This is a genomic window from Micromonospora salmantinae (assembly GCF_022230905.1).
Classification (GTDB): Bacteria; Actinomycetota; Actinomycetes; order Mycobacteriales; family Micromonosporaceae; genus Micromonospora; species Micromonospora salmantinae.
Map to the genome: position 1 here is coordinate 71,959 of NZ_JAKKFG010000011.1, position 22,167 is coordinate 94,125.

Sequence of the window (22,167 nt, forward strand, 5' to 3'; positions counted from 1 at the left end):
GCGGTCGGCCCGCGCCGCGTTGCTGGTGGCCTCGTAGATCCGGCCGCCTCCGCGCCCGCTGAGGAGGCGGATCAGGCCGGCGGCCGGCCGGGTCGGCTCCTGTCGATCGCGAGGGTGACCAGCAGCCCGGGGTGGTCGGTCGTCCCGTGCATGGGCACCAGGCTGCGGCAGCAGAGCGTGATGTCGGTGGTCGCCGTGACGTGTTGCAGTCGGCCGTCGTCGACCCGCTGATGGCCCGCCGGGGTGCAGGACCGCACGTCGGGGTCATGGCCGGCGCGCAGGTTGAGGTCGCCACCCAGCACCGTGGGCTCGTATCCGGCGTCGCGGCCGATCGTCGGCAGGATGGTGTCGAGCAGGTGCGCGCACTGGGTGAGCGCGACGCGGTAGCCGGTGGCCGACAGGTGCGTGGTGCAGGCGAGCAGGGCGCCGTCGACGTCGACGCAGAGCCAGGCTCGTTCCTCGGGGTCCGCGAGGTCCTGCGTCGGGTGGGTTCCGGCGTACACGGTGTTCGGGGTGGCCGGCGTCCGCAGGTGGGTCAGCAGCCCGATGCCGAACCGTTGGCCGTTGCGACAGCGGGTGTCGTCGCCGCTCGGGCGGTCGCCGGCGGCCTGGAACGCGGCCACGACGGTCCGCCCAGGGTGGACGGTTTGAAAGACGCCGTGCAGGGCGGACAGGTCACCCGCGCAGATCTCGTTGAGGGTTACCAGGTCGGGTGCCTCGATGCTGATCACCTCGGCGGCCCTGGTCATCGCTCGGCCGGTGTAGCAGCCGGCGCGGCCACTGTTGCAGAGGTTCAGCTGGAGCATCCGTAGGACCGTGGGCTGCGTGGCGTCCGCGGCGACCGGCGATGCGGCCGGCCGGTTGGCCGGCAGTGCGGCGGCGACGAGCAGGCAGACCACGGCCAGGGTTCGGCGCAGGAACCGGTACGGACGGGTGGCCACACGGACTCCGGGGTGCATGAGGCGACAGTCATCGCCGAGGTGCCAGTGATCCTAGTGCCGGCCGAATCGGCGATTCAGATCCAGAGCGGTGGGCCGAGGGGGCACCCGCGCGGCGCGTACCCCCTCGGGTCGCTCAGTGGGCGCGGACCGCGACGGCCGTGTAGGGCGTGGTGGGGGTCGGCGGTGTGGTGAACCGGGCGTTGGGCAGGTAGAGCCGACCCAGCGCCTTGGCCACTGTGGTGGGCACGTCGAAGTTCGGATCGGTGATGATGCTGGTGAGCGCTCCGGCGGTGCCGGCGTGGTTCAGCCGGACCACCGCGATCTGGTTGAGGCGGTTCTGCACGACGTAGAGGGTGCGGCCGAGCAGGAGGAGGCCATCGCCGTTGGTGAAGGTGTGGCCCGGCACGTCCACGACGGTGCTCGCCCCGGTCGCCGGGTCGACCCGGTACAGCGTGCCGGTGGTGGACTGGACGACGATCAGCGCCCGGCCGTCCGGTGTGGTGGCGATGCCGTTGAGATTCACCCCCGTGCCGACCTGCTCGTACGCGCCGGTCAACGTGATCGTGGTGAAGGCGTCGGCGGGCGGCAGCGCCCCACGGCGACCGAGCGGCAGCCGGTAGAGCACCGGCCGGTTCGAGTCGGTGAAGTACGCCGCGTCGCGGGTCAGCACGACGTCGTTGACGAACGTCGGGGCGGTGGCGAACTGGTAGCGGGCCAGCACCTCGCCGGTGCGGGTGTCGAGCACCCGAGCGTCGCCAGCCGTGCCACCGGAGACGAAGAGCCGGCCACGTGGGTCGACCTTGAGGCCGAGCGACGGCGTGCCGGTGGCCGCGCCGATCGTCGTGCCCCGGCCGGTGACCAGGTCGACGCGCTGGATGGCACCGGTTGCGCGGGAGCCGAAGTAGGCGTACCGGCCGGCGGTGGCGATGCCCTCGGGCTGGAACCCGTCGGGGAGGGCGAGGACGGTCGGCGGCCGGTTCGCGGGGTGCGCCTGCGCCGGCGCGACGGCGACGGTGGCCAGCATGACGGCGGTCAACGCGCCGCCGAGCGTGGTGCGGAGGGGGCGGTTCACTGTGCTCCTTCCGGGCGGAAGCGGCACGAGCCGACACGTCCGCCACGTTCACTGGGGCCAGGACCCTCCCCACTGTACGACCGCTGGCGGGCGCCCGCTCGGCGTCACCGGCGCGGCCTTCGGGTGACCGCGCCGGTGAGCCCGTCGAGCGGGGCGGAATCAGGCGTTGCGGACCAGCCTCCACCGGTTGTCCGCGCTGCCGTTGTCCGGATCCTGTACGGCCTGCGCTCCCCAGGCGGTCGACCCGTTCAGGATCCCGAGCAGTTTGTTGCTGTTGACGTTGCGGATCTTGTAGGTGCCGTCGCCGTTGTCCACCAGGATCCAGCGGTGATCGGCGGTGCCGTTGTCGGCCCACTGCAGGACCCGGGCGTTGTCGGCGGTGGACATGTTCTCCACGCCCAGGACCTTGCCGCTGTGGACGTTGCGGAACCGGACCGCGTTGCCGTCGGTGATGACCACCCAGTTGTGGTCCGCCGTGCCGCTGTCGCCCCACTGCACGGCCAGACCACCGTCGGCGGTGGACATGTTCTGGACACCGAGGACCAGCCCGGTGCCGACGTTGACCAGGCGGTAGCTGCCGGTGGGGCCGCCGCTGCCGGTGGTGTTCCAGTAGACCGTGTAGTTGTAGCCGTGGGCGTCGTAGAAGGGGGCGAGGTTCACGGTGGACCCGTTGGCGCTGGCGGTGAATGCGAGCGAGCTGGTGCTGGTCCGGGTGACCGAGGAGGCGGTGAGGGTGGGCAGGGTGCTCAGGGCCGTGTTGCCGTAGTTGCCGGCCAGCACCGTCGGGCCGTACGTGACCGCGCCGACGTTGGCGTTGTCGTTGGCGGCCTTGACGGCGACCTGCATCGGCAGCCGCACGGTGATGGTGTCGCCCGCGGCCCAGGTGCGCGTGACAGTGGCGTAGCTGCCCGGTGTGGTGGCGACGTTCTCCACAGTGCCGTTGACGGCGATCGTCGCGCCGCTGGTCCAGGACGGGATCCGCACCCGGATGCTCCACGACCCGCTCATCGAGCCGGACAGGGTCAGCGTTGTGGTGTCACTGACCGGGAAGCTGGTGGTCTGGGTGACAGTGATGCCGCGCTGCGTCCAGTTCAGCACCGACGGCGTGAACAGGTTCACGCTCAGTGTGGTGCCGTTGTAGAAGTAGATGGAGTCCATCAACCTCGTGTTGATCTCCAGGCCGGTGCCCTGGCAGCACCAGAACGAGTTGTAGTCGGTGCTCCAGGTGCCGCCACCCCACGCCGGGCCCACACCACGGCGTCCGCCCGGCCGCAGCGGGGTGAAGTAGGTGATGTGACCGTGGCTGTCGGCCGGGTTCTGCCCGCCGATCAGGTGGTTGATCAGCGCGCGCTCGTAGAAGTCGAAGTAGTCCGCCCGGTTCGGGTCGAGCAGCCACAGCTCGCGCGTCAGCTTGAGCATGTTGAACGTGTTGCACTGCTCGCAGGTGTCGTTGCTGAGGTAGCCGGCGATGGCGTTCGGCGGCCGGAAGTGCTCGGCCTGACTGTTGCCGCCGATGACGTAGGTGTGCGCGCCGACGGTGATGTTCCACGCGTTGCTGGCGATGTTCCGGTAACGGGTGGTCCCGGTGGCCTTGAACTCCCGGGCCGCGCCGATCCACTTGGGCACCTGCGTGTTGGCGTGCCGGCCGTTGAGCTGGTCCTGGTTGTTGGCCAGCGGGTCGAACACGGCGGCGTGGTCGAACCGCTGGGCGGCGGTGAGCCAGCGGGAGTCACCGGTCTGCTGGTAGATGTCGGTGAGCACGTCGTTCATGCCCCCGAACTCGGTGCCCAGCATCGACTGCATCTGGCTGGAGCTCAGCCGGCTCGTCCGGGTGTCGACCCAGCCGGCGAGGGACAGCAGCACCGTACGGGCCTGGGTGTTTCCGGTGTAGCGCCAGACGTCGAGCAGGCCGGCGAGGGTCTTGTGGATGCAGTAGTAGGGCACGTTGCCGTTGGAGAGCGTCCGTGCCTCGAGCGCTGTGAAGTCGGACTCCGGGAAACCGGAGAGGTAACCCGCGCCGAACCCGGCGGCGGAGTTGTTGGCCTGGCACTTGGCCAACTCGGCCACCATGTAGTTGGCCTTGTCCCGGCAGGTGGTGTCGCCCAGCACCGCGTACGCGTACGCCCACGCGCTCAGGAAGTGGCCCTGCATGTGGGTCCGGAACGGGAAGTTCGGCGCGTCCCAGCCCCCGTTGGTGGCGGCGCCGTTGGTGGACAGCCGGTGGTTGGCGCGGAAGTTGTAGAGCATCCGGTCGACGTCGACGAACCGCAGGTAGTTCAGCGTCCGGGTCTGGTTGTCCATCCAACGGCCGGAGCTGAGTCGTACCTGACCCGGGTCGAATGCGTACGCCGAGACGCCGATGTCGGACCGGGCGGGGGGCACGACGGCCGCGGAGGCGCTCCCGGGGGCGACGGCGACGCCGGTCGCGGAGACCACCACGGTGGCTCCGGCGGCCTGAAGCAGGTGGCGGCGGCTGAGGGGCAGGGGTGGCATGGGGAACCTCCAGGTGGCCGGGTACGTCGGGGCCGCCATCGACGGCGGTGGGTCGTCGGCGCAAGGGGGCCGACGCCGGGTGCGGTGTGGTGGGTGGGACGTGGTCGCCGTGGACGCCGGGTGCCCACCCCTGCGCTTATCGCGGCACATCGATGTGATCGCTAACATAGTTCGTCGTTAACATGCCCGCAACCCCCGGGGCACCTCGCCGACCCGTTCCCGCGACGAGCTGGCCCGGGCCCACCGGGTCCGGTGGCGGCCGTGGTCCGACAAGGACATCACCGGGCTCGCCATCACCGAGTCATTACCGTGCGTGACGGTTGGCGGCAACTTCCCCTCCGTTGACGCCCCTCCGGTCGCTCAGTACCGTGCATCGTAAATCTTCGATGTCATAGTCGATACCTCAATGCTGCGACGTGGTTACGACTGTCATCCCGCGCCTCACAAAATTCCAGGTCAGAAGGGGGAGGGGGCATTCACGGAAAGCTGTTAGCGCTAACACGGCCGCCGGCCGTGCTGCCCGCGAGCGAACGACAAAGCCCGTTCGAGTGGCCGCCAGGACGGCGGTGGCACGCCCAGTCAAACATCGCGCACGGCGCACTCTCTGTGGGAGTAATCGTGAACGTGAAGGATCGGACCACAACCCGGGCCGCTCGCCGGACCAGGCGCGCCATCGCCTGGCTGGCAAGCATGGCCTGTCTATTCGCACTGATCCCGGGTACGGCCAAGGCCGACAACCCCATCGTCCAGAACATCTACACCGCCGACCCGGCGCCGATGGTGCACAACGGCAGGGTCTACCTCTACACCGGACACGACGAGGACGGTTCCACCTATTTCACAATGCGCGAGTGGCGGGTCTACTCGTCCGCCGACATGGTGAACTGGACCGATCACGGATCGCCGATGAATCTGGCGACGTTCGCGTGGGCGGATGCCAACGCGTGGGCCGGGCACGTCGTTCCGCGTAACGGGAAGTTCTACTGGTACGTGCCGGTGCGCCAGCGCTCCAACGGGCAGATGGTCATCGGCGTCGGGGTGGCCGACAGCCCGACCGGACCGTTCCGCGACGCGCTCGGTCGACCATTGGTCGGCAACAACGAAATCGACCCGCACGCGTTCATCGACGACGACGGACAGGCGTATCTGTACTGGGGTAACCCGGGTCTGTGGTACGTGAAGTTGAACCCGGACATGATTTCGTTCTCCGGCAGCGCGACACGTATTCCACTCACGACGGCGGGGTTCGGTACCCGTAACGGTAATGCGAGTCGGCCGACCCTGTATGAGGAGGGGCCGTGGGTTTTCAAGCGCAACGGGTTGTACTACAACGTGTTCGCGGCGGAGTGCTGCTCGGAGTTCATCGCGTACTCCACGGCCACCGGGCCGACGGGGCCGTGGACATATCGGGGAACGATCATGCCGCGGCAGGGTGCCAGCTTCACCAATCACGCGGGTGTGATTGATTTCCAAGGTGGTTCGTATTTCTTCTACCACAACGGAGCATTGCCGGGTGGTAGTGGTTACACCCGCTCGGTCGCGGTGGAGAAGTTCAGTTACACCAGCAATGGCCTGTTCCCGACGATCACGATGACGAACGCCGGTGCGCCACAGGTGGGCACGCTGAACCCGTACGTGCGACAGGAGGCCGAGACGATCGCGTGGGGCTCGGGGATCGAGACCGAGGCGTCCAGCGAGGGCGGGATGAACGTCGGTTGGATCGAGAACGGCGACTACATCAAGGTCAAGGGCGTCGCCTTCGGCGCGGGTGCGACCTCGTTCAGCGCCCGGGTCGCGTCGGCCACCAGCGGCGGCCGGATCGAGGTACGCCTCGACAGCGCCAACGGCCCCACCGTGGGCACCTGCACGGTGGGTGGCACCGGCGGCTGGCAGACCTGGACCACCAGCACCTGCGCGGTGAGCGGAGCGACCGGCACCCATGATCTCTACCTGCGGTTCGCCGGCGGCAGCGGCAACCTGCTCAACATCAACTGGTGGCAGTTCGGCGGCACCGGCGGCGGCAGCGCCAACCTGATCACCAACGGCGACGTGGAGAACGGCACGACGGGCTGGGGTGTGCACGGCAGCGGAACGCTAGCCAGGAACACCGCGGTCGCGCACGGTGGCAGCGGATCGCTGTCGATCACCGGCCGGACCGGTGCCTGGAACGGCCCCAGTCAGGACGTGACCAGCAAACTCACCAATGGCAAGAGCTACACCACAAACGTCTGGGTACGAGCGCAGAGCGGCACCCCGTCGGCGAAGGCGACGCTGTCGCTGACCGCGAACGGCACGACGAACTACCTCCAGCTGACCCCGGCGGTGGGGGTGAACGTCAACGGCTGGACAGTGCTCACCGGCACCACGACCGTTTCGTGGAGCGGCACCCTGACCAGCGCCGCCTTCTACGTGGAGACGGCTGAGGGCACCGACAGCCTCCTCGTCGACGACGCCTCGTTCCAGTGACGGTTGCTGCCGGAGCCGTGCTCGGCGCGGCTCCGGCAGCACGGCGGCGTGCCCCACCACTGCGACGGAGCGACAGGTTGCCCGGCGCGGTTGGTTACGACTTGACGAACGGCATGTTATCGCTCACAGTCGATGGTTGAGGGCAGCCGCACCTGTGGTTCACCGGGCGAACCTGCTGTGGCACCTCGACCCGCGACGTCCGCCCAGGGCATGCCGGACGTCGGGTCAGGACTCCCCGCATCGCTGCCGCGACGGCGACCGTTGCTGACGTCCCCATGTCGCAGGAGCGGATTCGGGCGTGCGTCTCCATCGCTGCACCACCACAGAGAAGGAATCCGCATGAATCACAGAAGAGCCCTGCGAGCGGCGGTGACCGTCGCCGTTACCGGCGCCCTCGCCGCCGCTATGACGATGACCCTGACCTCCACGGCCAGCGCCGGCACGACCCTGCGGGCATCGGCGGCCGAGAAGGGCCGTTACTTCGGCGCGGCCGTGGCAACCGGCAAGCTCTCCACCAGCGTGTACGCGACGATTCTGAACCGTGAGTTCAACAGTGTCGTGGCCGAGAACGAGATGAAGTGGGACGCCACCGAGCCGCAGCAGGGTCGGTTCAGCTACACCGGTGGTGATCGTCTGGTCAGTCACGCGCAGGCCAACGGTATGAGCGTGCGGGGCCATGCGTTGCTGTGGCATCAGCAGCAGCCGGGCTGGGCGCAGGGCATGTCGGGCAGCGCGTTGCGCAACGCGGCCATCAACCACGTCACCCAGGTGGCGACGCATTTCCGAGGGAAGATCCACTCGTGGGATGTGGTGAACGAGGCGTTCGCCGACGGTGGTAGCGGTGGGCGTCGTGACTCGAACCTGCAGCGCACCGGCAACGACTGGATCGAGGCGGCGTTCCGGGCGGCGCGGGCTGCGGATCCGGGCGCGAAGTTGTGTTACAACGACTACAACACCGACGGGATCAACGCGAAGTCGACGGGCATCTACAACATGGTGCGGGACTTCAGGTCCCGTGGCGTGCCGATCGACTGCGTGGGCTTCCAGTCGCACCTGGGCACCTCGCTGGCCGGTGACTACCAGGCCAACCTCCAGCGGTTCGCCGATCTCGGTGTGGATGTGCAGATCACCGAGCTGGACGTGATGACCGGCGGCAACCAGGCCAACATCTACGGCGCCGTCACCCGCGCCTGCATGAACGTCTCGCGCTGCACCGGCATCACGGTGTGGGGTGTACGGGACTGCGACTCGTGGCGTGGTTCCGACAACGCTCTGCTGTTCGACTGCAACGGCAACAAGAAGGCCGCGTACACGAATGTTCTGAACGCCCTCAACGCCGGCCCCGCCATCCCCAGCGATCCGCCGACGGACCCGCCGACCGATCCGCCGACGGACCCGCCGACGGACCCGCCAACGGTTGGTTGTTCGGCATCGGTGTCACTGAACTCGTGGACCGGTGGATTCGTGGCCACCGTGAAGGTGACCGCCGGCTCCGCCGGCACGAGCGGGTGGAACGTCGGCTTCACGCTCCCGAGTGGTGCCAGCGTCACAAACACCTGGAGCGCGACGGCCAGTGGCTCCACCGGCACTGTGCGGTTCACCAACGTGAACTACAACGGCCGCCTCGGCGCGGGCCAGGTCACCGAGTTCGGATTCCAGGGCACCGGCAGCGCCTCCGGCGTCACGCCGACCTGCACCGCCTCGTGATCATCCGATGACCGGCCGACGTCATGTCGTGCCGTGCCCTGTCGATCAGGAGTACGGAAGCCGCAGCACCGACTGGTTGCCGATGCCCAGCGTGGTCGGGTTGTTGCCGATCGCCGACCAGACCTCCACCCGGACCGTGCCGTTGCTCAGCGCGCCCAACGTGCCGGTGGCCGAGGAGAGGCCGGCGTTCTGCGTGTAGTGCTCGTAGCCGGTGACCGGGTCGGTGGCGAAGTAGCGCAGTGTCTCCACCCGTTCCCAACTGCCGTTGCCGGTGAGGTCGTAGGAGATCCGCACCTGTACGCCGTTGCCAACCGCCGTCCCGGCGTCCACGAACAGGTCGAACGCCGTCTGCCCGCCGGCGTAGGCGAGGTTGAGGCCGGTCGCCGTGAAGACCCGGGCGTTGGTGGGCGTACCGTCGTGGTTGCCGTTCGCCGCCGCGACAGTCGTCGTGGCCGCGCTACCGGCGGCGCCCAACCCACCCCCGGGCAGCAGGTACCGCGTCGGGGTGCCCGGGGTCGTCGGCGGGTCGGTCGTCGGCGGGGGGTCCGTCGGCGTCGTCGGGGGGACGCCGCCGGCCGCGTTGCCACCACTCCAGGTGTACGCCCCGGTGGTGGCCGTCTTGCCGGCGCCCACGGTGAGCGTGGTGCCGTTGGAGAACGTCACGGTGATCGGCGTCGCCGTCGGGTTCGACGCCACGTAGGTGCGGGCCCCGTTGCGGGAGAAGACCGCGGACAGCGGATGGTTGCCGGTCACCGTCGTGTCGACATTGCCGAGGGCGGCGAGGTTACGGATCCAGTGGAACGTGTGCGCCCGACTCTCTCCCTCCTCCGGGGTGTAGCCCGGGTTCGCGCGGAGGTTCGCCAGCGCCGCGTCGGGGTCGCCGAGGGCCTGGAACTGCCAGAGGATGTCCTGCCACACCGTCGGTTGCCCGCCGTTGTTGCGGACCAGTTCGGCGTAGTTCGTCCGCACGTACGCCGGGTTGTTGCCGAGATAGAGGTGTCCACCGGTGATCGGCAGCAGGTTGATGCCCTGGATCATTTCCGGCTCGCCACTGAACCAGGTGGCGTACGCGCCGCCGTCACCCCAGACCATGCCGACCGTCGAGTGCCCGAAGGCGGCGGGGAAGTTCTGGTCGCTGACGTCGAACCAGTACTCCTGGATGGCGGCGGCCTGGGTGGTGTAGAGGAAGACGCCGGCGTCGCGGACGGCGGTGTTACCCGTCGTCTGCCCCCACTGGATGAGGGCGCTCGCGAAGTTCATCCCCTCCGACGAGGACTCCTGGTTGTTGCCGGAGCCGAACGAGCCGTGCCCGGACGCCCAGTCGTGCCCGGCGTAGATGTCGAAGTCGCGCAGGTACGGAAACTGGGTGTCGCCGCGGCGGTAGTTGTTGGCGTCGCGGATCAGCAGGTCGACCATGCCGCCGTAGCGGCTGGTGGCCGCCCAGGCCGGGTCGAACTTCGCCAGCGTCGCGGCGGCGGCGATGTAGTAGCCGTAGTGGAAGTGGTGGTCGTTGAGCTCCTGGTCCGACCCGTACGACGCCGGGTAGCCGATCAGGGTGCCCCAGTTGTTGTCGTAGTAGAAAACCCGGCTGGTCTTGCCGCTGGACGCGGTGAACCAGTCGGTGAGCGTGCTGCGGATCGCGTTCAGCGCGCTGTCGCGCGTCGCGGTGTCGTTGACCTGATCGGCGATCTCGGCGATCCGCGCGGCGCGGCCGAGCCCCTTGCCGGTCCAGTAGGTGTCGTTGCCGCGTTGGTCCATCGGGTTGGCGCGGGCGGCGGCCAGGTGCCCGGTGAGCGTCGACAGGTCACCACCGCTGCCGTCGCCGACGGCCGGCAGTTCCGGCAGGATGCCCTGGAACTTCATGGCGGTGCGGAACTGGTTGACGCCGGTGAGCACCTTCATCCGGCCACGCGCCGACGGGTAGGTCGGCGTGATGGCGGTGGAACCGCTCAGCGACTTCCACTGGTGCGGGTAGAGGCTGACCACGGTCTGCGTGGCGGTGCCCTCCCGGGCGGTCGTGGTGAACGCGTACGTGGTGGTCAGGCCGCTGGTCGCCGGGTTGTACGCGTACGACACCTGGGTGCCGGTCACGTGCGCGTGCGCGTACTGACCGTAGGTCGCGGCCAGCGCGGCGCGCTCGGTCGCGCTGGCCGTCGGCGGCAGCAGCGCGACGGAGAAGTAACCCCGACCGGCCAGGGTGGAGGAGATCCGGCCGGACGCGACGGTCCAGCTGGCACCGCCGGGCGCGTACCCGACGTAGTCGTGGCCGTTGACCCGGAAGCCGATGGTCGCGCCGCTGTTGGACCAGACGTCGGGGGTGCCGGCGGTGCTGATCTGCGCGTTCCCGCCGGTGGTCTGGAAGTACGCGAAGGGCAGACCGTGGCCGATGGTCGCGCGCATGGTGCGCGTGCCGTCGCTCCAGTGCGGGCTGACCGTCCAGTCGGTCCAGCCGTCGACCTTCACCAGTGGTGCGGCGAGCCCGGCCACACCGACCCGGATGTCCTGCACGTACGGGTAGTGGAACTCACCGACGCCGGTGGCGGTGCCGCTGATGGAGGGCGTGGAGTTGGCGGAGAAGCCGAGCCCGTCGCCGAAGGTGTCGTACGAGATCGGGTGGGCGTGCAGCGGCTCACTGAACGAGCAGTCGGTGCGCTTCCACAGCAGCGAGGACCACCAGTCGTTGGTGGGGATCGGCCCGGCGGGCGCGTTGGCGGTGGCGAACTGCCGGGGGTTGCTGGACATCGCGCCGCAGCCGCTGGGAAGCGGGCCGACCGGGGTGGTGGTGTAGCTGCCGGCGCCGACGGGTGCGGCCACGGCCGCGGGGGTGACGGGGATGGCGAGGCCGCCGACGACCAGGGCCAGCGCGGTGGCGGCGGCCAGGGCCCATCGGCGGTGGGGGACGGGAGGTTTCATCGTGCCTCCATCGCGCGCGCCGGGTGCGGCCCTTGCCGGGTCCAGCGCTTTGCGTCTGAATTGGGGGGAAGGTCGGGTGAGAGAGCGCTCTCTCGGCCACCGTAATGGAGTACCGAGATCCCCGTCAATGTGTCCAACCCGTTGCGTGCTGATGTCGCTATTTGCCGGCGCCCGCACGGTCGCCCAGCGCTTCGCCCGCACGGTCGCCCGGTGGCTCGCCTTCGTTCAACAGCGCGTGCGGCACGCGCATCCGCCACGCGTCGGTCACCAGCTCGGTCAACCGGTCCAGGTCGACCGCCGCCAGGCGCAGCAGCACCAGGGGCAGGCATTGGTAGCCGGGCGTGGTGAAGAAGATCTCGGGCTCCCCGAGCAGGAGAGCCTGCTTCTCGGCCTCGTCGCCCACGAACAGCACCGCGACGTCGAGCCGGATCACCCGAGGCTTGCCCGGTGTCCGCTCCGGATAGGACCAGACGAAGCCCTTGTCGGCCACCCGGAAGTCGAAGCCGTCACTGGCGATCTCCACCGCGTGCGGCAGGGCCAACGCCACCCGGCGTACGTCGTCCGCGTCAGCCACCGAATTCCCTCGCACCCCGCACCATCCGCATGGGGCTGAGATTACGCGGTGGACAGCTCGGTGGCCGTGGCGCCGACGATCGCCCGTTCGCCGTTCTCCTGGACATAGCCGACCACGCTGGCGCGTCGCGGGTCGAGACCCGGTGGTGTCGCCAGCTCCACCTGCCCCCGCTCGGCGTCCAGGCCCACCGACCTGAAGGCGCGTACGACGTTGTCCTGCCGCAGCGTCCGCCCGGCGTTCTCCCCCCGGGCGATGTCGCTGGTCAGCTCCCGTTCCACGACCGCCACGTGCAATACCGCGCGCTGCGGCGGCTGTTCGGTCCGGTAGTCCACCATCACGCGGTCATTGCCCAGGTTGGCGATGGAGAGCGCCAGTGGTGTGGCGGGGGTCGAGGCCATGGCGGACATGATCGCGGCGGCCGCCCGGCGGCGATCGGAACCGACGAACTCGACGGTGCCGTTGACGACCATCTGCGGGGTGTACAGACCTCGGGTGCCGAACGCGCGGGCGTACGACTCCTGCCGCGCGGTGTACGCCGCGTCCGCGAACTGGTCGGGCCAGCCGAGGTCGTCCCAGTAGTCGACGTGGAATCCGAGGGCGAAGACGTTCTGTCCCCGCTCCCGGGCGTCGCGCTCGATCTCGCTCAGCAACTCCTCCGCGGGAGGGCAACTGTTGCAGCCCTGGGACGTGAACATCTCCACGACGGCGAAGCCGCCGTCCGTCGATGGGTTCGTCATGGTGGCGTGTCTCCTCCCACGGTGTGCCCGGCGGCGTCGCGTACTCCCGCTGCCCGGCGGCGTTGCGTTTCCCGTTTCGGCCGAGACAATGCGCGTGGGGTCACGTCCCCGGCCGGCCTCGCAGCGAGCGCTGCCGGGCCGGGTGGTTGGATGGTCGGGTGCAGTTCACCGTGACAGACGCGCCGACGCGGGAGCGTTTCGAGGCGCGCGACGAGGCGGGCGCGGTCGTCGGGTTCGTCACCTACCAGCTGACCGGGCCGATCATCGCCTACACCCACACCGAGGTCGATCCGGCGTACGAGGGCAAGGGCGTCGGGTCGACGCTGGCGCGGGCCGTGCTGGACGACGCGCGGAGCCGCGGCCGGACCGTCGTGCCGATCTGCCCGTTCATCGCCGACTGGGTGGTCAAGCACCCCGAGTACGAGAGCATCGTGGTCCGGTCCACCCGCAAGATCAAATAACCGTGCCCCGGTCGGTGGTGTTGGTGTCAGGCGTCCGGTAGGAGCTTGGCGGCGAGGGTGCCGGCCGTGGCGGTCAGGGTGTCGATGTCCAGCCCCGTCCGCCCCATGAACACCAGGCCCTGCTGCGCGGCGAGCAGGGCGCGCGCCGTCCCGACCGGGTCGACGTCGCGCGGCAGGTCGCCCTCGTCCTGGGCCCGCCCGACGCTCTCGGCGACCAGGGCGGTCGTCGCCTCGTAGGTGCGCCGCGCCTCGGCGAGGACGTCGGGGTCGCTGGTGGCGAGTTCGTAGGTGCTGTTGGCCATGAGGCAGCCGCGCCGGGCGGCGGCACCACCCGGGTCGTTCACCGGCGCCATGACGAACGCGCGCAGCGCGTCCAGGGCGCGGGGAGCGGAGGTGAGCATCTCGCGCAGGTAGCCGCCGCTGGTGTCGGTGTATTCCCGCAGCGCCCGCAGGAACAGCCGGTGTTTGTCGCCGAAGGCGCCGTAGAGGCTGCCCTTGCCCAGCCCGCTGACGCGCACCAGGTCCTCCAGTGAGGTCGCCGCGTAGCCGGCGTCCCAGAACTGGTCCCGGACGGCGCGGATCACCTGCTCCTCGTCGAACTGCCGTGGTCTGGCCATCTGACCAGCGTAGCAATTTTTGACCGTCCGGTCCACCAAACGTATGGTGGACCGAACGATCCATAATCAGACCAGCGGGGGACAAGCCCGCGGCCTCGTACATCACCGGCGTCGTGCTTGACTCCGACGGCGGGTACACCGCCCGAGCCCTGCCCTCCGCAGCCCCGTCGGGAGACCACAACGATGACAGCCTCCACCTTCCGTGCCCTGCACCACGACCGCGCCGTCGGTGACCCGCTCGTCCTGCCGGGCCCCTGGGACGCGGCCAGCGCCCGGGTGCTGGCCGACGCCGGTTACCCGGCGCTCGCGACCCCGAGCGCGGGTGTCGCCGCCTCGCTCGGCTACGAGGACGGCTCGACCCCGCCGGACGAGATGTTCGCGGCGGTCGCGCGCATCGTCCGCGCCGTGTCCGTTCCGGTGTCCGCCGACGTCGAGGGCGGTTACGGCCTCGCCCCCCGCGAGCTGGTCGGACGGCTGTTGGAGGCCGGCGCCGTCGGCTGCAACCTGGAGGACTCGGAGCGGGACGCCACCCTCAAGGACCCCCGGCGGCACGCCGACTGGCTGGCCGAGGTGCGCGCGGAGGCGGGCGACGCTCTCTTCGTCAACGCCCGCGTCGACACCTTCCTGTTCGGAACGGGTGACCCGGCCGACGCGGTGGAACGCGCTCGCCTGTACGTCGCTGCCGGCGCCGACTGCGTCTACCCGATCCTGGCGCCGCCGCAGGTGCTCCCGCAGCTGCGGGAGGGCATCTCCGGACCGATCAACATGGCCGCCGGACCGGACCGGGAGTCCGTGGCCGAGCTGGGCCGGCAGGGCGCCACACGCATCACCTTCGGTCCAGGAATGCAGCGGTACGCGATGGCGTCGATCGGCGACCTCGCGGCCAAGCTGCGCGCCTGAGGCTGGGCGCCGCCCCGGTGGCATCCGCCGCACCCGACACCAATGCCGAGTCGATCACTCGGCGCGGTGGGCGTCGGAGGAGTTTCGGCAGCTACCGCCGAGCCCCCGGGGTGCCGTCGCGGTGGACGGCACGCCGGGGGCTCGTTTGCAGGCGGTCAGGCCTGGTTGCCGCTCGGCAGCACCGCTGCCATCTCGTCGCCGGCGCCGGCGAGCACGCGTGCCTGCTGCGGCCAACTGGCCAGCCCAGGTGCGGCGCGCAGGCCGGCGGCCCGGATCAGGTCGCGCAGCGCCGGCTCGTCCAACTCGCCGAGCTGGCCGTACGTGCGCACGCCAGCGTCCTGCAACGCGGCCGCCATCTTCGGCCCGATCCCCTGGATCCGACGGAAGTCGTCGGCCGGGCCCGTCGGGTCGGCGTCGACGCTGCTGATCGCCGTGTCGGCGGCCGAACGGACCGGAGGGGTCGCGGCGGTGGTCGGACGGACCGGAGGCGCGGCCACCGTCGACCGCTCGGCGCCCGCAGGCTCGGCGTTCACGGAGTCGGCCTGCGCCGGCTCAGCGTTCACGGAGTCGGCCTGCGCCGGCTCGGCATCGGACGGTCCTGCGCTCGCCACCGCCTCTGCCGGCGTGGCGTCGACCGCCGTGGCCTTGGTCTCCGCGTCCTCGGCCGGACCGACGGAGGCCGGCACGTCCTCGGCGGGCGTGGTGTCGAGCGGCGTCGTGTCGAGCGGCGTCGTGTCGAGCGGTGCCGCGCCGACCGGCGGGAGGTCGTCCGCGGGCTGGCGGGGAGCGACCACGGTCGCCGGGGCGGGCTGGTCGTCGACAGTGACCGGCTCGGGGGCCGAGTCCAGGGCCGGCTCCTGCCGCAGCTCAGCGGCGTCGGACTGCTCGGTGGCCGGTACGGTCGGCGGGTCCTCGGTCAGCGCCATGTCCGCCGGGTCGAGGCTGCTCGGAGCGTCTGCCGGCACGGGCACCGGGGTGGGACCGTCCGGTTCGGTCAGCGCGGCTGGCGCGCTGACCGTGTCGACCGGCACCGGCTCGTCGGCGACCGCGGTGGGTGCCGGGTCGACGGCGGCCGCAGGCCGGGCCTCGTCGGTGGTGGCAGCCGGCGTGGGCGTGGTGATCACGGCCAGACCGGCGACGGGGTCACCATCCACAATCGAATTGCCCGGTACGCCCCGTCGGCCGCGCAGCAGCCACCCGGCGGCCAAGCCCAGCAACAGTGCCAGTACCACTATCAGCGAGTGTCCGAAAGACCACGCCACGGCGAACCTCCCTCTCAGGTCGTTGGAAAAGTCACGAGAAAAACTCGCCGCAGCTTCGCACACGCGTATTGCGGACGACAGGCAGGATCGGCCGTCAGCGTTACGGGTGGGACAGCCACCTCAGCCGGTGCCTGCCGGGTGACACAGCGTCGCCCGATCACCCGAAACCGACCCGAGAAGACCGCTACCCGGATGACACCGGGACCGGGTGAGGTCCGGACACGAAAAGACCCGGGCCCGGCGTTGAACGCCGAGCCCGGGTCGGGCGATGCGGAGTTCAGTCCCGGTCGCCCTCGTAGGTGTGGAAGTCGTCGACGAACTTGCGACGGAGCCGTGGTACCCGGCTGGTCACTCCGAAGTAGCCGCGCGCGCCGAGCAACGCGAGCCGACCCACCACCGGCCGGTACATCCGGTCGTCACCGCTGGTGCCGCTGCGGTTCAGCGATTCGGCGACCCGGGCGAAGCCGTACGGCGCCATCACGGCCTCGTAGTCGGCGACCGCCTGGAGCAGCGTCTTGTCGCCGGCGGTGGCGCGGCTGAGCTGTGCGCAGAGCAGACGGGCGTCACGCAGCGCGGTGTTCGCGCCCACGCCCCGACCCGGGGTCATGGTGTGGATGGCGTCGCCGAGCATGGTGACGGTGCTGCTCTTCCAGGGCGGCACCGGCTCGGACGTGGACACTTTGATCGGTAGGGCGCTGGCCGGGTCCGCGTGGGCGAGCAGTTCCCGTAGGTGCGGGTGCCAGTTCGCGGTGAGATCCAGGGCGACCTGCACCAGATCCTCACCGCGGCGTTCCATGATGTCGGTCGGGAACCGGTTGGCCGCGCTCCAGATGATCAGGTTGATGTTGTCGGTGGTGGTGTCGTGGGCCAGCCCGGGCCAGTCTCGGAGCAGGGCGGCGTCGGGCTCGCTGACGCCGGGCTTGATCGCGCGTTCGGCGTCCCACTTGAACTCCATGACGTGCAGCACGCCCATCATCCCGCCGACGCCGAAGATCAGCGAGATGCCCTGCTGGACCCGCTCCGGAACGAGACCGCGGGTGTGCGGGGTCAGCGGGATCCGGGTGGCGATGTTGATCGTCCCGGCGTCGCGGGTGACGGCGTGCGGCAGGTACTGGCGGCGTACGGCGGAATGGGTGCCGTCGGCCGCCACCAGCAGGTCGCCGGTGGCGCTGGTGCCGTCGGCGAAGTGCGCGGTGACAGTGCCGTCGTCGCGCTGCTCGTACCGGGTGAAGGTCTTGTCGAAGTGCACCACGTCCTCCAGGCCGGTCAGCAGCACCTGGCGCAGCACCATCCGGGCCACCGAGTGTTCGGTGCGTACCGGGTCGGCGCTCGGCCGCAGCGCGAACGACGCGGTCTGGCGGAGTCCCTGGGTGACGACGTTGAAGTAGTGCGGCGGCCGGGCGCAGGTGGCCAGGAAGGTGGCGAACAGCTCCGGAGGCAGACACTCCCGCAGCGCCCGGCTACCGGTGGGGCCGATGCCGACCCGGTAGCCGAGCAGCCCCTCGGCGCGGTCGCGGTGCCGTTCGTAGACGGCGACGCTGATCCCGGCGCGGCGCAGGCCGTGGGCCAGGCACAGCCCGCCCGTGCCCGCGCCGATGATCAGGACGTGCGGCGGCGCGGCGGACATGTCAGCCGGCCGGGTGCGCGGCGGGCGCCTCGGAAACGGCCGGGCGCGCAGCGGGCGCCTCGGTGCTGGCCGGGCGCGCCGCAGGCACGTCGGTGCCGGCCGGGCGTGGAGCGGGCGCGTCGGGCGCGTCCCAGCGGTAGAAGCAGCCGGCGATCGCGTCCCGGGGGGAACGCCAGGTCGGCAGGTACGGCGACGTGTGCGCGGAGAGCCGCTCGTTGACCTGTCGGAAGAGCGGGTGGTTGCGGGCCGCCGCGAGCGCGTCCGGGTCGACGTCGTCCGAGGTCTCCAGCAGGTGTACGCACAGGTCGTGCAGGCAGTAGAGGGATCGGTGCGTGACACCGGTCAGGCTGGGCAGTTCGGTGGCGTCGGACTCGGCGAAGATCTGCGCGACCCGCCCCTCCGCTCCCGGGATGATCCGGCTGACGATCAGTAGACGACTCATGGGACCCCTTCCGCCGGTGGCCTTCCGACCCCTCGGGGATCGGTGCCACGTGCTCCGTGCGCCCACCGTGCCGCAGCGCCTGTCACATCACCGTCACGTACGCCGACCGGGCGGTGACGGGCGCCGTCGTCAGGTACGCCGAGCGGCGGGTGACGGGCGGTCGGTGATGGCCTCGCGGCTGGCCTGGCGGATCGGGGCGAGGGTGTCGTCGAGCAGGGCGCTCATGGCCGGGCTCGGCTCCAGCCGCAGCTCCCGACGCAACAGGTCCCGGTAGACGTAGAAGGCGTGCACGGCTTCGAAGGCGTTGCCCTCGGCCAGGTGGATGCGGACCACCAGTCGGTGTGGTGTCTCCCGTAACGGCTCGGCGGCCATCGCCTCCAACGCGGCCTCGAGGGCCTCGCCGTGCCGTCCCGCGGCCAGGTGGTGCCCGGCCACCTGTTCCAGCATGTGCAGGCGGAGTTGGCGCAGGCGTTCCCGGTCCAGCAGCACCCAGTCGTCGTACCAGCCGGGCAGGAGGTCGTGCCGCCCGGCGGCGAGCGCACCGGCCGCGGTGCGTGGGTCGTCGCCGTCCCGGACCCGGGCCGCGGTGCCGACCAGGTCGTCCACGTCGAGCCGGACCGCCGGGCCGAGGCGTACGGTGTCGCTGGCCACTGTCATCGGGCAGCACGGGTCCTGTCGCAGCCGCCACAGGGCGGTACGCAGTGAGGACAGCGCCCGTTCCTCCGACGCGTCGGGCCAGAGCAGCCCGGCGAGCTGGCTGCGGGTGGCGCCGGGGCGGAGCCCGATCAGCGCGATCACCCGTTGCAGCCCGCGCGGCACCACGATCGGCACCGCCTCCCGGAGGAGTCGGAAGCCGCCGAGCAGATGCAGTGAGACGCCCTTCTCGGGCGGGTCTCCGGCGGTCGGCACGGACGGATCAGCGGCCACGGCGGCACCCCCTGCGGAACGCTCGTCCCGACTGTCTGCTGTGTCCCGGATCGGTTGCCTCGACGCCACTGTCGACCCCGCCGATCACGGCGTGGCCGGGCGCGGCCCCGCCCGCCGAGGCCGCCGAACTGACCACGCTGAAGATTATCAATAACGGTCACGTTGCGTCAATGTCAGGGTGGACCTTCTATTGCCGACAGTCAACCCGAGATCGGTTCTGAACTGCATAAACATTATCGCGTGAAGTGGACCGGACGCATAGCTGATACACAGGTTGCGTCAACGCAGCGTCACCATCATCCGTCGCTGACCGACCCGGCGCGGTGACGCCGCCGTGACGAGGATCGGCGCATCGTGGCGGCAGTCGTCCAGCGCGTCCGGGGGCCACCCGTCGCCGGCCGGACGCTGTGGGGGGAGGCCCAGTATGGACCGATCGCTGATCGTCGCGAAGGTCGATCCGACCGCCGAGGAGCGGGTCGCCGAGATCTTCGCCGAGTCGGACGCGACGGAGCTGCCGCGCCTGGTCGGTGTCCGGCACCGCTCGCTGTACCGACTACACGACCTCTACGTGCACCTGCTCGAGACCGCGCAGCCGGCGGAGGGCGCGGTGGAGGCAGCTCGTGACCACCCCGAGTTCATCCGGGTCAGTGACCGCCTACGCCCGTACGTGTCGCCGTACCTGTCGACCTGGCGCTCGCCGCGCGACGCGATGGCGCGGTGCTTCTACCGGTTCGACGCCCCGGACACCGGGCGGCGGTCGTGACGGCCACCGCGCCGCGCGAGGAGCAGCTCTGGTCCCGCTGCGCCGGCTGCGCCAGCCTGCTCTACCGCAAACGGCTGCGCCGCAACCTCGACGTCTGCCCGGAATGCGGGGAGCATGCCCGACTCGGCGCGCCGGAACGCCTGCGCCAACTGGTCGACCCGGGTTCGCTGTGCCTGCTGCCCGACCGGTTGCCGGAGGCGGACCCGCTCGACTTCGTCGACGTGCTGCCGTACCCGCACCGGCTCACCGGCGCGCGGGCCAGCACCGGTCTTGCCGAGGGGGTCGTCTGCGCCACTGCCACCATCGGTGGGCACCCGGTGGTCCTGGCGGTGATGGACTTCCGCTTCCTCGGGGGCAGCCTGGGCTGCGCGGTGGGCGAGCTGATCACCCGGGCGGCCGAACGGGCACTGGACGACCGCACGCCGCTCGTCCTGATCACCGCCTCCGGCGGGGCGCGGATGCAGGAGGGCGCGCTGTCGTTGATGCAGATGGCGACCGTCAGTCAGGCCATCGCCGCGTTGCGCGAGGCGGGGCTGCTCACCGTGAGCGTCCTCACCGACCCGACGTACGGCGGGGTGGCCGCCTCGTTCGCCACCAACACCGACCTGGTGCTCGCCGAGAGTGGTGCGCGGATGGGCTTCGCCGGCCCTCGGGTGATCCGCCAGATCACCGGACGGGCCCTGCCGGAGGGCTTCCAGACCGCCGACTTCCTGCTCCGACACGGGCAGGTCGACATGGTGGTGCAGCGCCGGTCACTGCGCGGACGGCTGACGGCGCTGCTCGCCGCGACCCGCGTCGGCCGTCCGGCGCGTTCGCCCGTACCCCGGCAGGAGCCGGCGTCGCACCGCGAGCGCCTCGCCGACGACGGCGCGGCCCTGGCGCGGCCGACGGACCCGGCGGCCGAGGGGGACGCCGGCACCCCGGCGGTACGCGACGCGTGGGACACCGTCCGGATGGCGCGGCACCCCGGACGGCCCACCACACTGGACTACCTGGACTCGGTCTTCGACGGGTTCGTGGAGCTGCACGGCGATCGGCTCGGCGCGGACTGCCCGGCCGTCGTGGGTGGGGTGGCGCGGTTGGCCGGTCGGCACGTGATGGTCATCGGTCACCAGAAGGGGCACACCACCGCCGAGCTGGTCGCCCGCAACTTCGGCATGGCCAGCCCCGCCGGGCACCGCAAGGCGCTGCGGCTCATGCGCCTCGCGGCCCGCCTCGGCCTGCCAGTGGTCACCCTGGTGGACACCCCCGGCGCCGACCCCGGGGTGAGCGCCGAGGAGCAGGGCCAGGCGGCGGCCATCGCCGAGAACATCCTCACCCTCACCGTGCTGCCCACCCCCGTGCTCGCGGTCATCACCGGCGAGGGCGGCAGCGGCGGCGCGCTGGCGCTGGCGGTGGCCGACCGGGTGCTGATGCTGGAGAACGCCGTCTACTCGGTGATAAGCCCCGAGGGGTGTGCGGCGATCCTCTGGCCGGACCGGTCCGCGGCCCCGCAGGCGGCTCGCGCGTTGCGGCTGACCGCGCCCGACCTGCGCCGGCTCGGGGTGGTCGACGAGGTCGTGTCGGAGCCGTCGAGTGCCGCGCACGACGACCCGGCGGAGACCGCCCACCGCCTGCGTGCGGCCCTGCTGGCCAACCTTCTGCCGCTGCTGGACGTGCCGCCGGCCATGCTGGTCCGCCTGCGTCGGCAACGCTTCCGACGGTTCGGCGCGAACCGCGTCGGCGCTCGCGCGGGCCTGCGATGACCGCCGGCGAAGGGGCGCTGTCGACAGTCGACGCGTCCGACGACGTCGGGGTGGACGGCGAGGAGGCGCTGGCCGGGCTGCGGCGGCAGGCGCAGCACCTGATCGCCGAGCTGGCCGGGCCGGTGCGGCGGATCCGGCTGCGCAGCGGGCCGGCGGTGCTGGAGGTCGAGTGGCACCCCGAGGACGCGACCCGACCGGACGTACCGCTACCGCGCGCCGAGGCGGCACCGGCGGCCGACGCCCCACCTGCGGTGCTCCGGCCGCCGGTGCCTGGGCGCGCCGCGGTGCGGGCACCGATCGTCGGCACCTTCTACCGGGCGCCGGAGCCCGGCGCGCGGCCGTTCGTCGCGGTGGGCGACCTGGTCCGCCCCGGCCAGCCGGTGGCCATCGTCGAGGCGATGAAGCTGATGAACGAGGTGACCGCCGACCGGGCCGGCCGGGTGGCCGCGATCCTCCTCGAGGACGGCCAGCCGGTCGAGTACGACCAGCCGCTCGTCGAACTGGACCCGGCGTGACGGCG

The 22,167-nt window shown here is 70.9% G+C and carries 17 protein-coding genes and 1 pseudogene; 7 read left to right on the forward strand and 11 right to left on the reverse strand.

Annotated elements, in window-relative coordinates:
- Positions 1 to 71: 71 nt before the first annotated feature.
- From PSH03_RS09175 to PSH03_RS09185, 3 genes are all read right to left on the reverse strand, one after another.
- Positions 72 to 941 (reverse strand): endonuclease/exonuclease/phosphatase family protein, encoded by an 870-nt coding sequence (locus tag PSH03_RS09175; RefSeq protein ID WP_238688849.1) that lies wholly within the window; start codon positions 939 to 941, stop codon positions 72 to 74.
- Positions 942 to 1,074: 133 nt separating this feature from the next.
- Entirely contained in the window at positions 1,075 to 2,013 is a 939-nt protein-coding gene (locus tag PSH03_RS09180; RefSeq protein ID WP_238688850.1) for an NHL repeat-containing protein, read from the reverse strand.
- 159 nt (positions 2,014 to 2,172) lie between these two features.
- On the reverse strand, positions 2,173 to 4,506 hold the full coding sequence (locus PSH03_RS09185; protein ID WP_238688851.1) for a beta-L-arabinofuranosidase domain-containing protein: 2,334 nt from the start codon (positions 4,504 to 4,506) through the stop codon (positions 2,173 to 2,175).
- A 690-nt stretch (positions 4,507 to 5,196) separates the two neighbouring features.
- Here PSH03_RS09185 and PSH03_RS09190 point away from each other — a divergent pair.
- Together PSH03_RS09190 and PSH03_RS09195 are read left to right on the forward strand one after the other, a co-directional pair.
- Positions 5,197 to 6,972, forward strand: coding sequence for a family 43 glycosylhydrolase (locus PSH03_RS09190; RefSeq protein ID WP_210781739.1), 1,776 nt, complete (start codon positions 5,197 to 5,199; stop codon positions 6,970 to 6,972).
- A 339-nt stretch (positions 6,973 to 7,311) separates the two neighbouring features.
- Positions 7,312 to 8,679 carry an endo-1,4-beta-xylanase gene (locus PSH03_RS09195; protein ID WP_238688852.1) on the forward strand — a complete coding sequence of 456 codons (1,368 nt, stop codon included), beginning with the start codon at positions 7,312 to 7,314 and terminating at the stop codon, positions 8,677 to 8,679.
- A 45-nt stretch (positions 8,680 to 8,724) separates the two neighbouring features.
- On the opposite strand, the gene PSH03_RS09200 is transcribed toward PSH03_RS09195, so the two are convergent.
- The 3 genes from PSH03_RS09200 to PSH03_RS09210 form a co-directional block, all read right to left on the reverse strand.
- On the reverse strand, positions 8,725 to 11,592 hold the full coding sequence (locus tag PSH03_RS09200) for a glycosyl hydrolase (protein WP_238688853.1): 2,868 nt from the start codon (positions 11,590 to 11,592) through the stop codon (positions 8,725 to 8,727).
- 157 nt (positions 11,593 to 11,749) lie between these two features.
- Entirely contained in the window at positions 11,750 to 12,166 is a 417-nt protein-coding gene (locus PSH03_RS09205) for an MmcQ/YjbR family DNA-binding protein (RefSeq protein ID WP_238688854.1), read from the reverse strand.
- 41 nt (positions 12,167 to 12,207) lie between these two features.
- On the reverse strand, positions 12,208 to 12,903 hold the full coding sequence (locus PSH03_RS09210; RefSeq protein WP_238688855.1) for a DUF1223 domain-containing protein: 696 nt from the start codon (positions 12,901 to 12,903) through the stop codon (positions 12,208 to 12,210).
- Between the two features lie 158 nt (positions 12,904 to 13,061).
- Between PSH03_RS09210 and PSH03_RS09215 the strand changes: the two genes are divergently transcribed.
- Positions 13,062 to 13,364, forward strand: a complete 303-nt coding sequence (locus tag PSH03_RS09215) for a GNAT family N-acetyltransferase (RefSeq protein ID WP_238688856.1) — start codon at positions 13,062 to 13,064, stop codon at positions 13,362 to 13,364.
- Between the two features lie 26 nt (positions 13,365 to 13,390).
- On the opposite strand, the gene PSH03_RS09220 is transcribed toward PSH03_RS09215, so the two are convergent.
- On the reverse strand, positions 13,391 to 13,981 hold the full coding sequence (locus PSH03_RS09220; RefSeq protein WP_210781745.1) for a TetR/AcrR family transcriptional regulator: 591 nt from the start codon (positions 13,979 to 13,981) through the stop codon (positions 13,391 to 13,393).
- A gap of 183 nt (positions 13,982 to 14,164) precedes the next feature.
- Here PSH03_RS09220 and PSH03_RS09225 point away from each other — a divergent pair, with 183 nt between their 5' ends.
- A complete protein-coding gene (locus PSH03_RS09225; RefSeq protein ID WP_238688857.1) occupies positions 14,165 to 14,881 on the forward strand; it encodes an isocitrate lyase/PEP mutase family protein in 717 nt (238 codons plus the stop codon).
- Positions 14,882 to 15,036: 155 nt separating this feature from the next.
- Here the strand turns inward: PSH03_RS09225 and PSH03_RS33000 are convergent, their stop codons facing one another.
- From PSH03_RS33000 to PSH03_RS09245, 4 genes and pseudogenes are all read right to left on the reverse strand, one after another.
- Entirely contained in the window at positions 15,037 to 16,143 is a 1,107-nt protein-coding gene (locus PSH03_RS33000) for a helix-hairpin-helix domain-containing protein (RefSeq protein ID WP_238688858.1), read from the reverse strand.
- A gap of 277 nt (positions 16,144 to 16,420) precedes the next feature.
- Positions 16,421 to 17,770 (reverse strand): FAD-dependent oxidoreductase, encoded by a 1,350-nt coding sequence (locus PSH03_RS09235; RefSeq protein ID WP_238688859.1) that lies wholly within the window; start codon positions 17,768 to 17,770, stop codon positions 16,421 to 16,423.
- Between the two features lie 94 nt (positions 17,771 to 17,864).
- Positions 17,865 to 18,212: pseudogene (locus PSH03_RS09240) on the reverse strand (TcmI family type II polyketide cyclase); the annotation flags it as partial.
- A 129-nt stretch (positions 18,213 to 18,341) separates the two neighbouring features.
- Positions 18,342 to 19,139 (reverse strand): AfsR/SARP family transcriptional regulator, encoded by a 798-nt coding sequence (locus PSH03_RS09245; protein ID WP_238688860.1) that lies wholly within the window; start codon positions 19,137 to 19,139, stop codon positions 18,342 to 18,344.
- Positions 19,140 to 19,563: 424 nt separating this feature from the next.
- Here PSH03_RS09245 and PSH03_RS09250 point away from each other — a divergent pair, with 424 nt between their 5' ends.
- The 3 genes from PSH03_RS09250 to PSH03_RS09260 are packed head-to-tail and all read left to right on the forward strand — an operon-like array spanning position 19,564 to position 22,162.
- Positions 19,564 to 19,902, forward strand: coding sequence for a TcmI family type II polyketide cyclase (locus PSH03_RS09250; protein ID WP_091408771.1), 339 nt, complete (start codon positions 19,564 to 19,566; stop codon positions 19,900 to 19,902).
- The gene (locus tag PSH03_RS09255) at positions 19,899 to 21,647 is read left to right on the forward strand and encodes an acetyl-CoA carboxylase carboxyltransferase subunit alpha (protein WP_210781750.1); all 1,749 of its coding nucleotides are present in this window, start codon (positions 19,899 to 19,901) and stop codon (positions 21,645 to 21,647) included. Before PSH03_RS09250 ends, PSH03_RS09255 begins: the two co-directional genes overlap by 4 nt.
- A complete protein-coding gene (locus tag PSH03_RS09260; RefSeq protein ID WP_210781751.1) occupies positions 21,644 to 22,162 on the forward strand; it encodes an acetyl-CoA carboxylase biotin carboxyl carrier protein in 519 nt (172 codons plus the stop codon). Before PSH03_RS09255 ends, PSH03_RS09260 begins: the two co-directional genes overlap by 4 nt.
- Positions 22,163 to 22,167: the final 5 nt, after the last annotated feature.

Excerpts from the sequence above, each read along its gene's own strand:
- PSH03_RS09250 (WP_091408771.1), top strand. The coding sequence starts at position 19,564 with ATGGACCGATCGCTGATCGTCGCGAAGGTCGATCCGACCGCCGAGGAG.
- PSH03_RS09210 (WP_238688855.1), bottom strand. The coding sequence starts at position 12,903 with ATGACGAACCCATCGACGGACGGCGGCTTCGCCGTCGTGGAGATGTTC.
- PSH03_RS09235 (WP_238688859.1), bottom strand. The coding sequence starts at position 17,770 with ATGTCCGCCGCGCCGCCGCACGTCCTGATCATCGGCGCGGGCACGGGC.
- PSH03_RS09190 (WP_210781739.1), top strand. The coding sequence starts at position 5,197 with ATGGCCTGTCTATTCGCACTGATCCCGGGTACGGCCAAGGCCGACAAC.
- PSH03_RS09220 (WP_210781745.1), bottom strand. The coding sequence starts at position 13,981 with ATGGCCAGACCACGGCAGTTCGACGAGGAGCAGGTGATCCGCGCCGTC.
- PSH03_RS09195 (WP_238688852.1), top strand. The coding sequence starts at position 7,312 with ATGAATCACAGAAGAGCCCTGCGAGCGGCGGTGACCGTCGCCGTTACC.
- PSH03_RS09225 (WP_238688857.1), top strand. The coding sequence starts at position 14,165 with ATGACAGCCTCCACCTTCCGTGCCCTGCACCACGACCGCGCCGTCGGT.
- PSH03_RS09260 (WP_210781751.1), top strand. The coding sequence starts at position 21,644 with ATGACCGCCGGCGAAGGGGCGCTGTCGACAGTCGACGCGTCCGACGAC.
- PSH03_RS09200 (WP_238688853.1), bottom strand. The coding sequence starts at position 11,592 with ATGAAACCTCCCGTCCCCCACCGCCGATGGGCCCTGGCCGCCGCCACC.
- PSH03_RS09185 (WP_238688851.1), bottom strand. The coding sequence starts at position 4,506 with ATGCCACCCCTGCCCCTCAGCCGCCGCCACCTGCTTCAGGCCGCCGGA.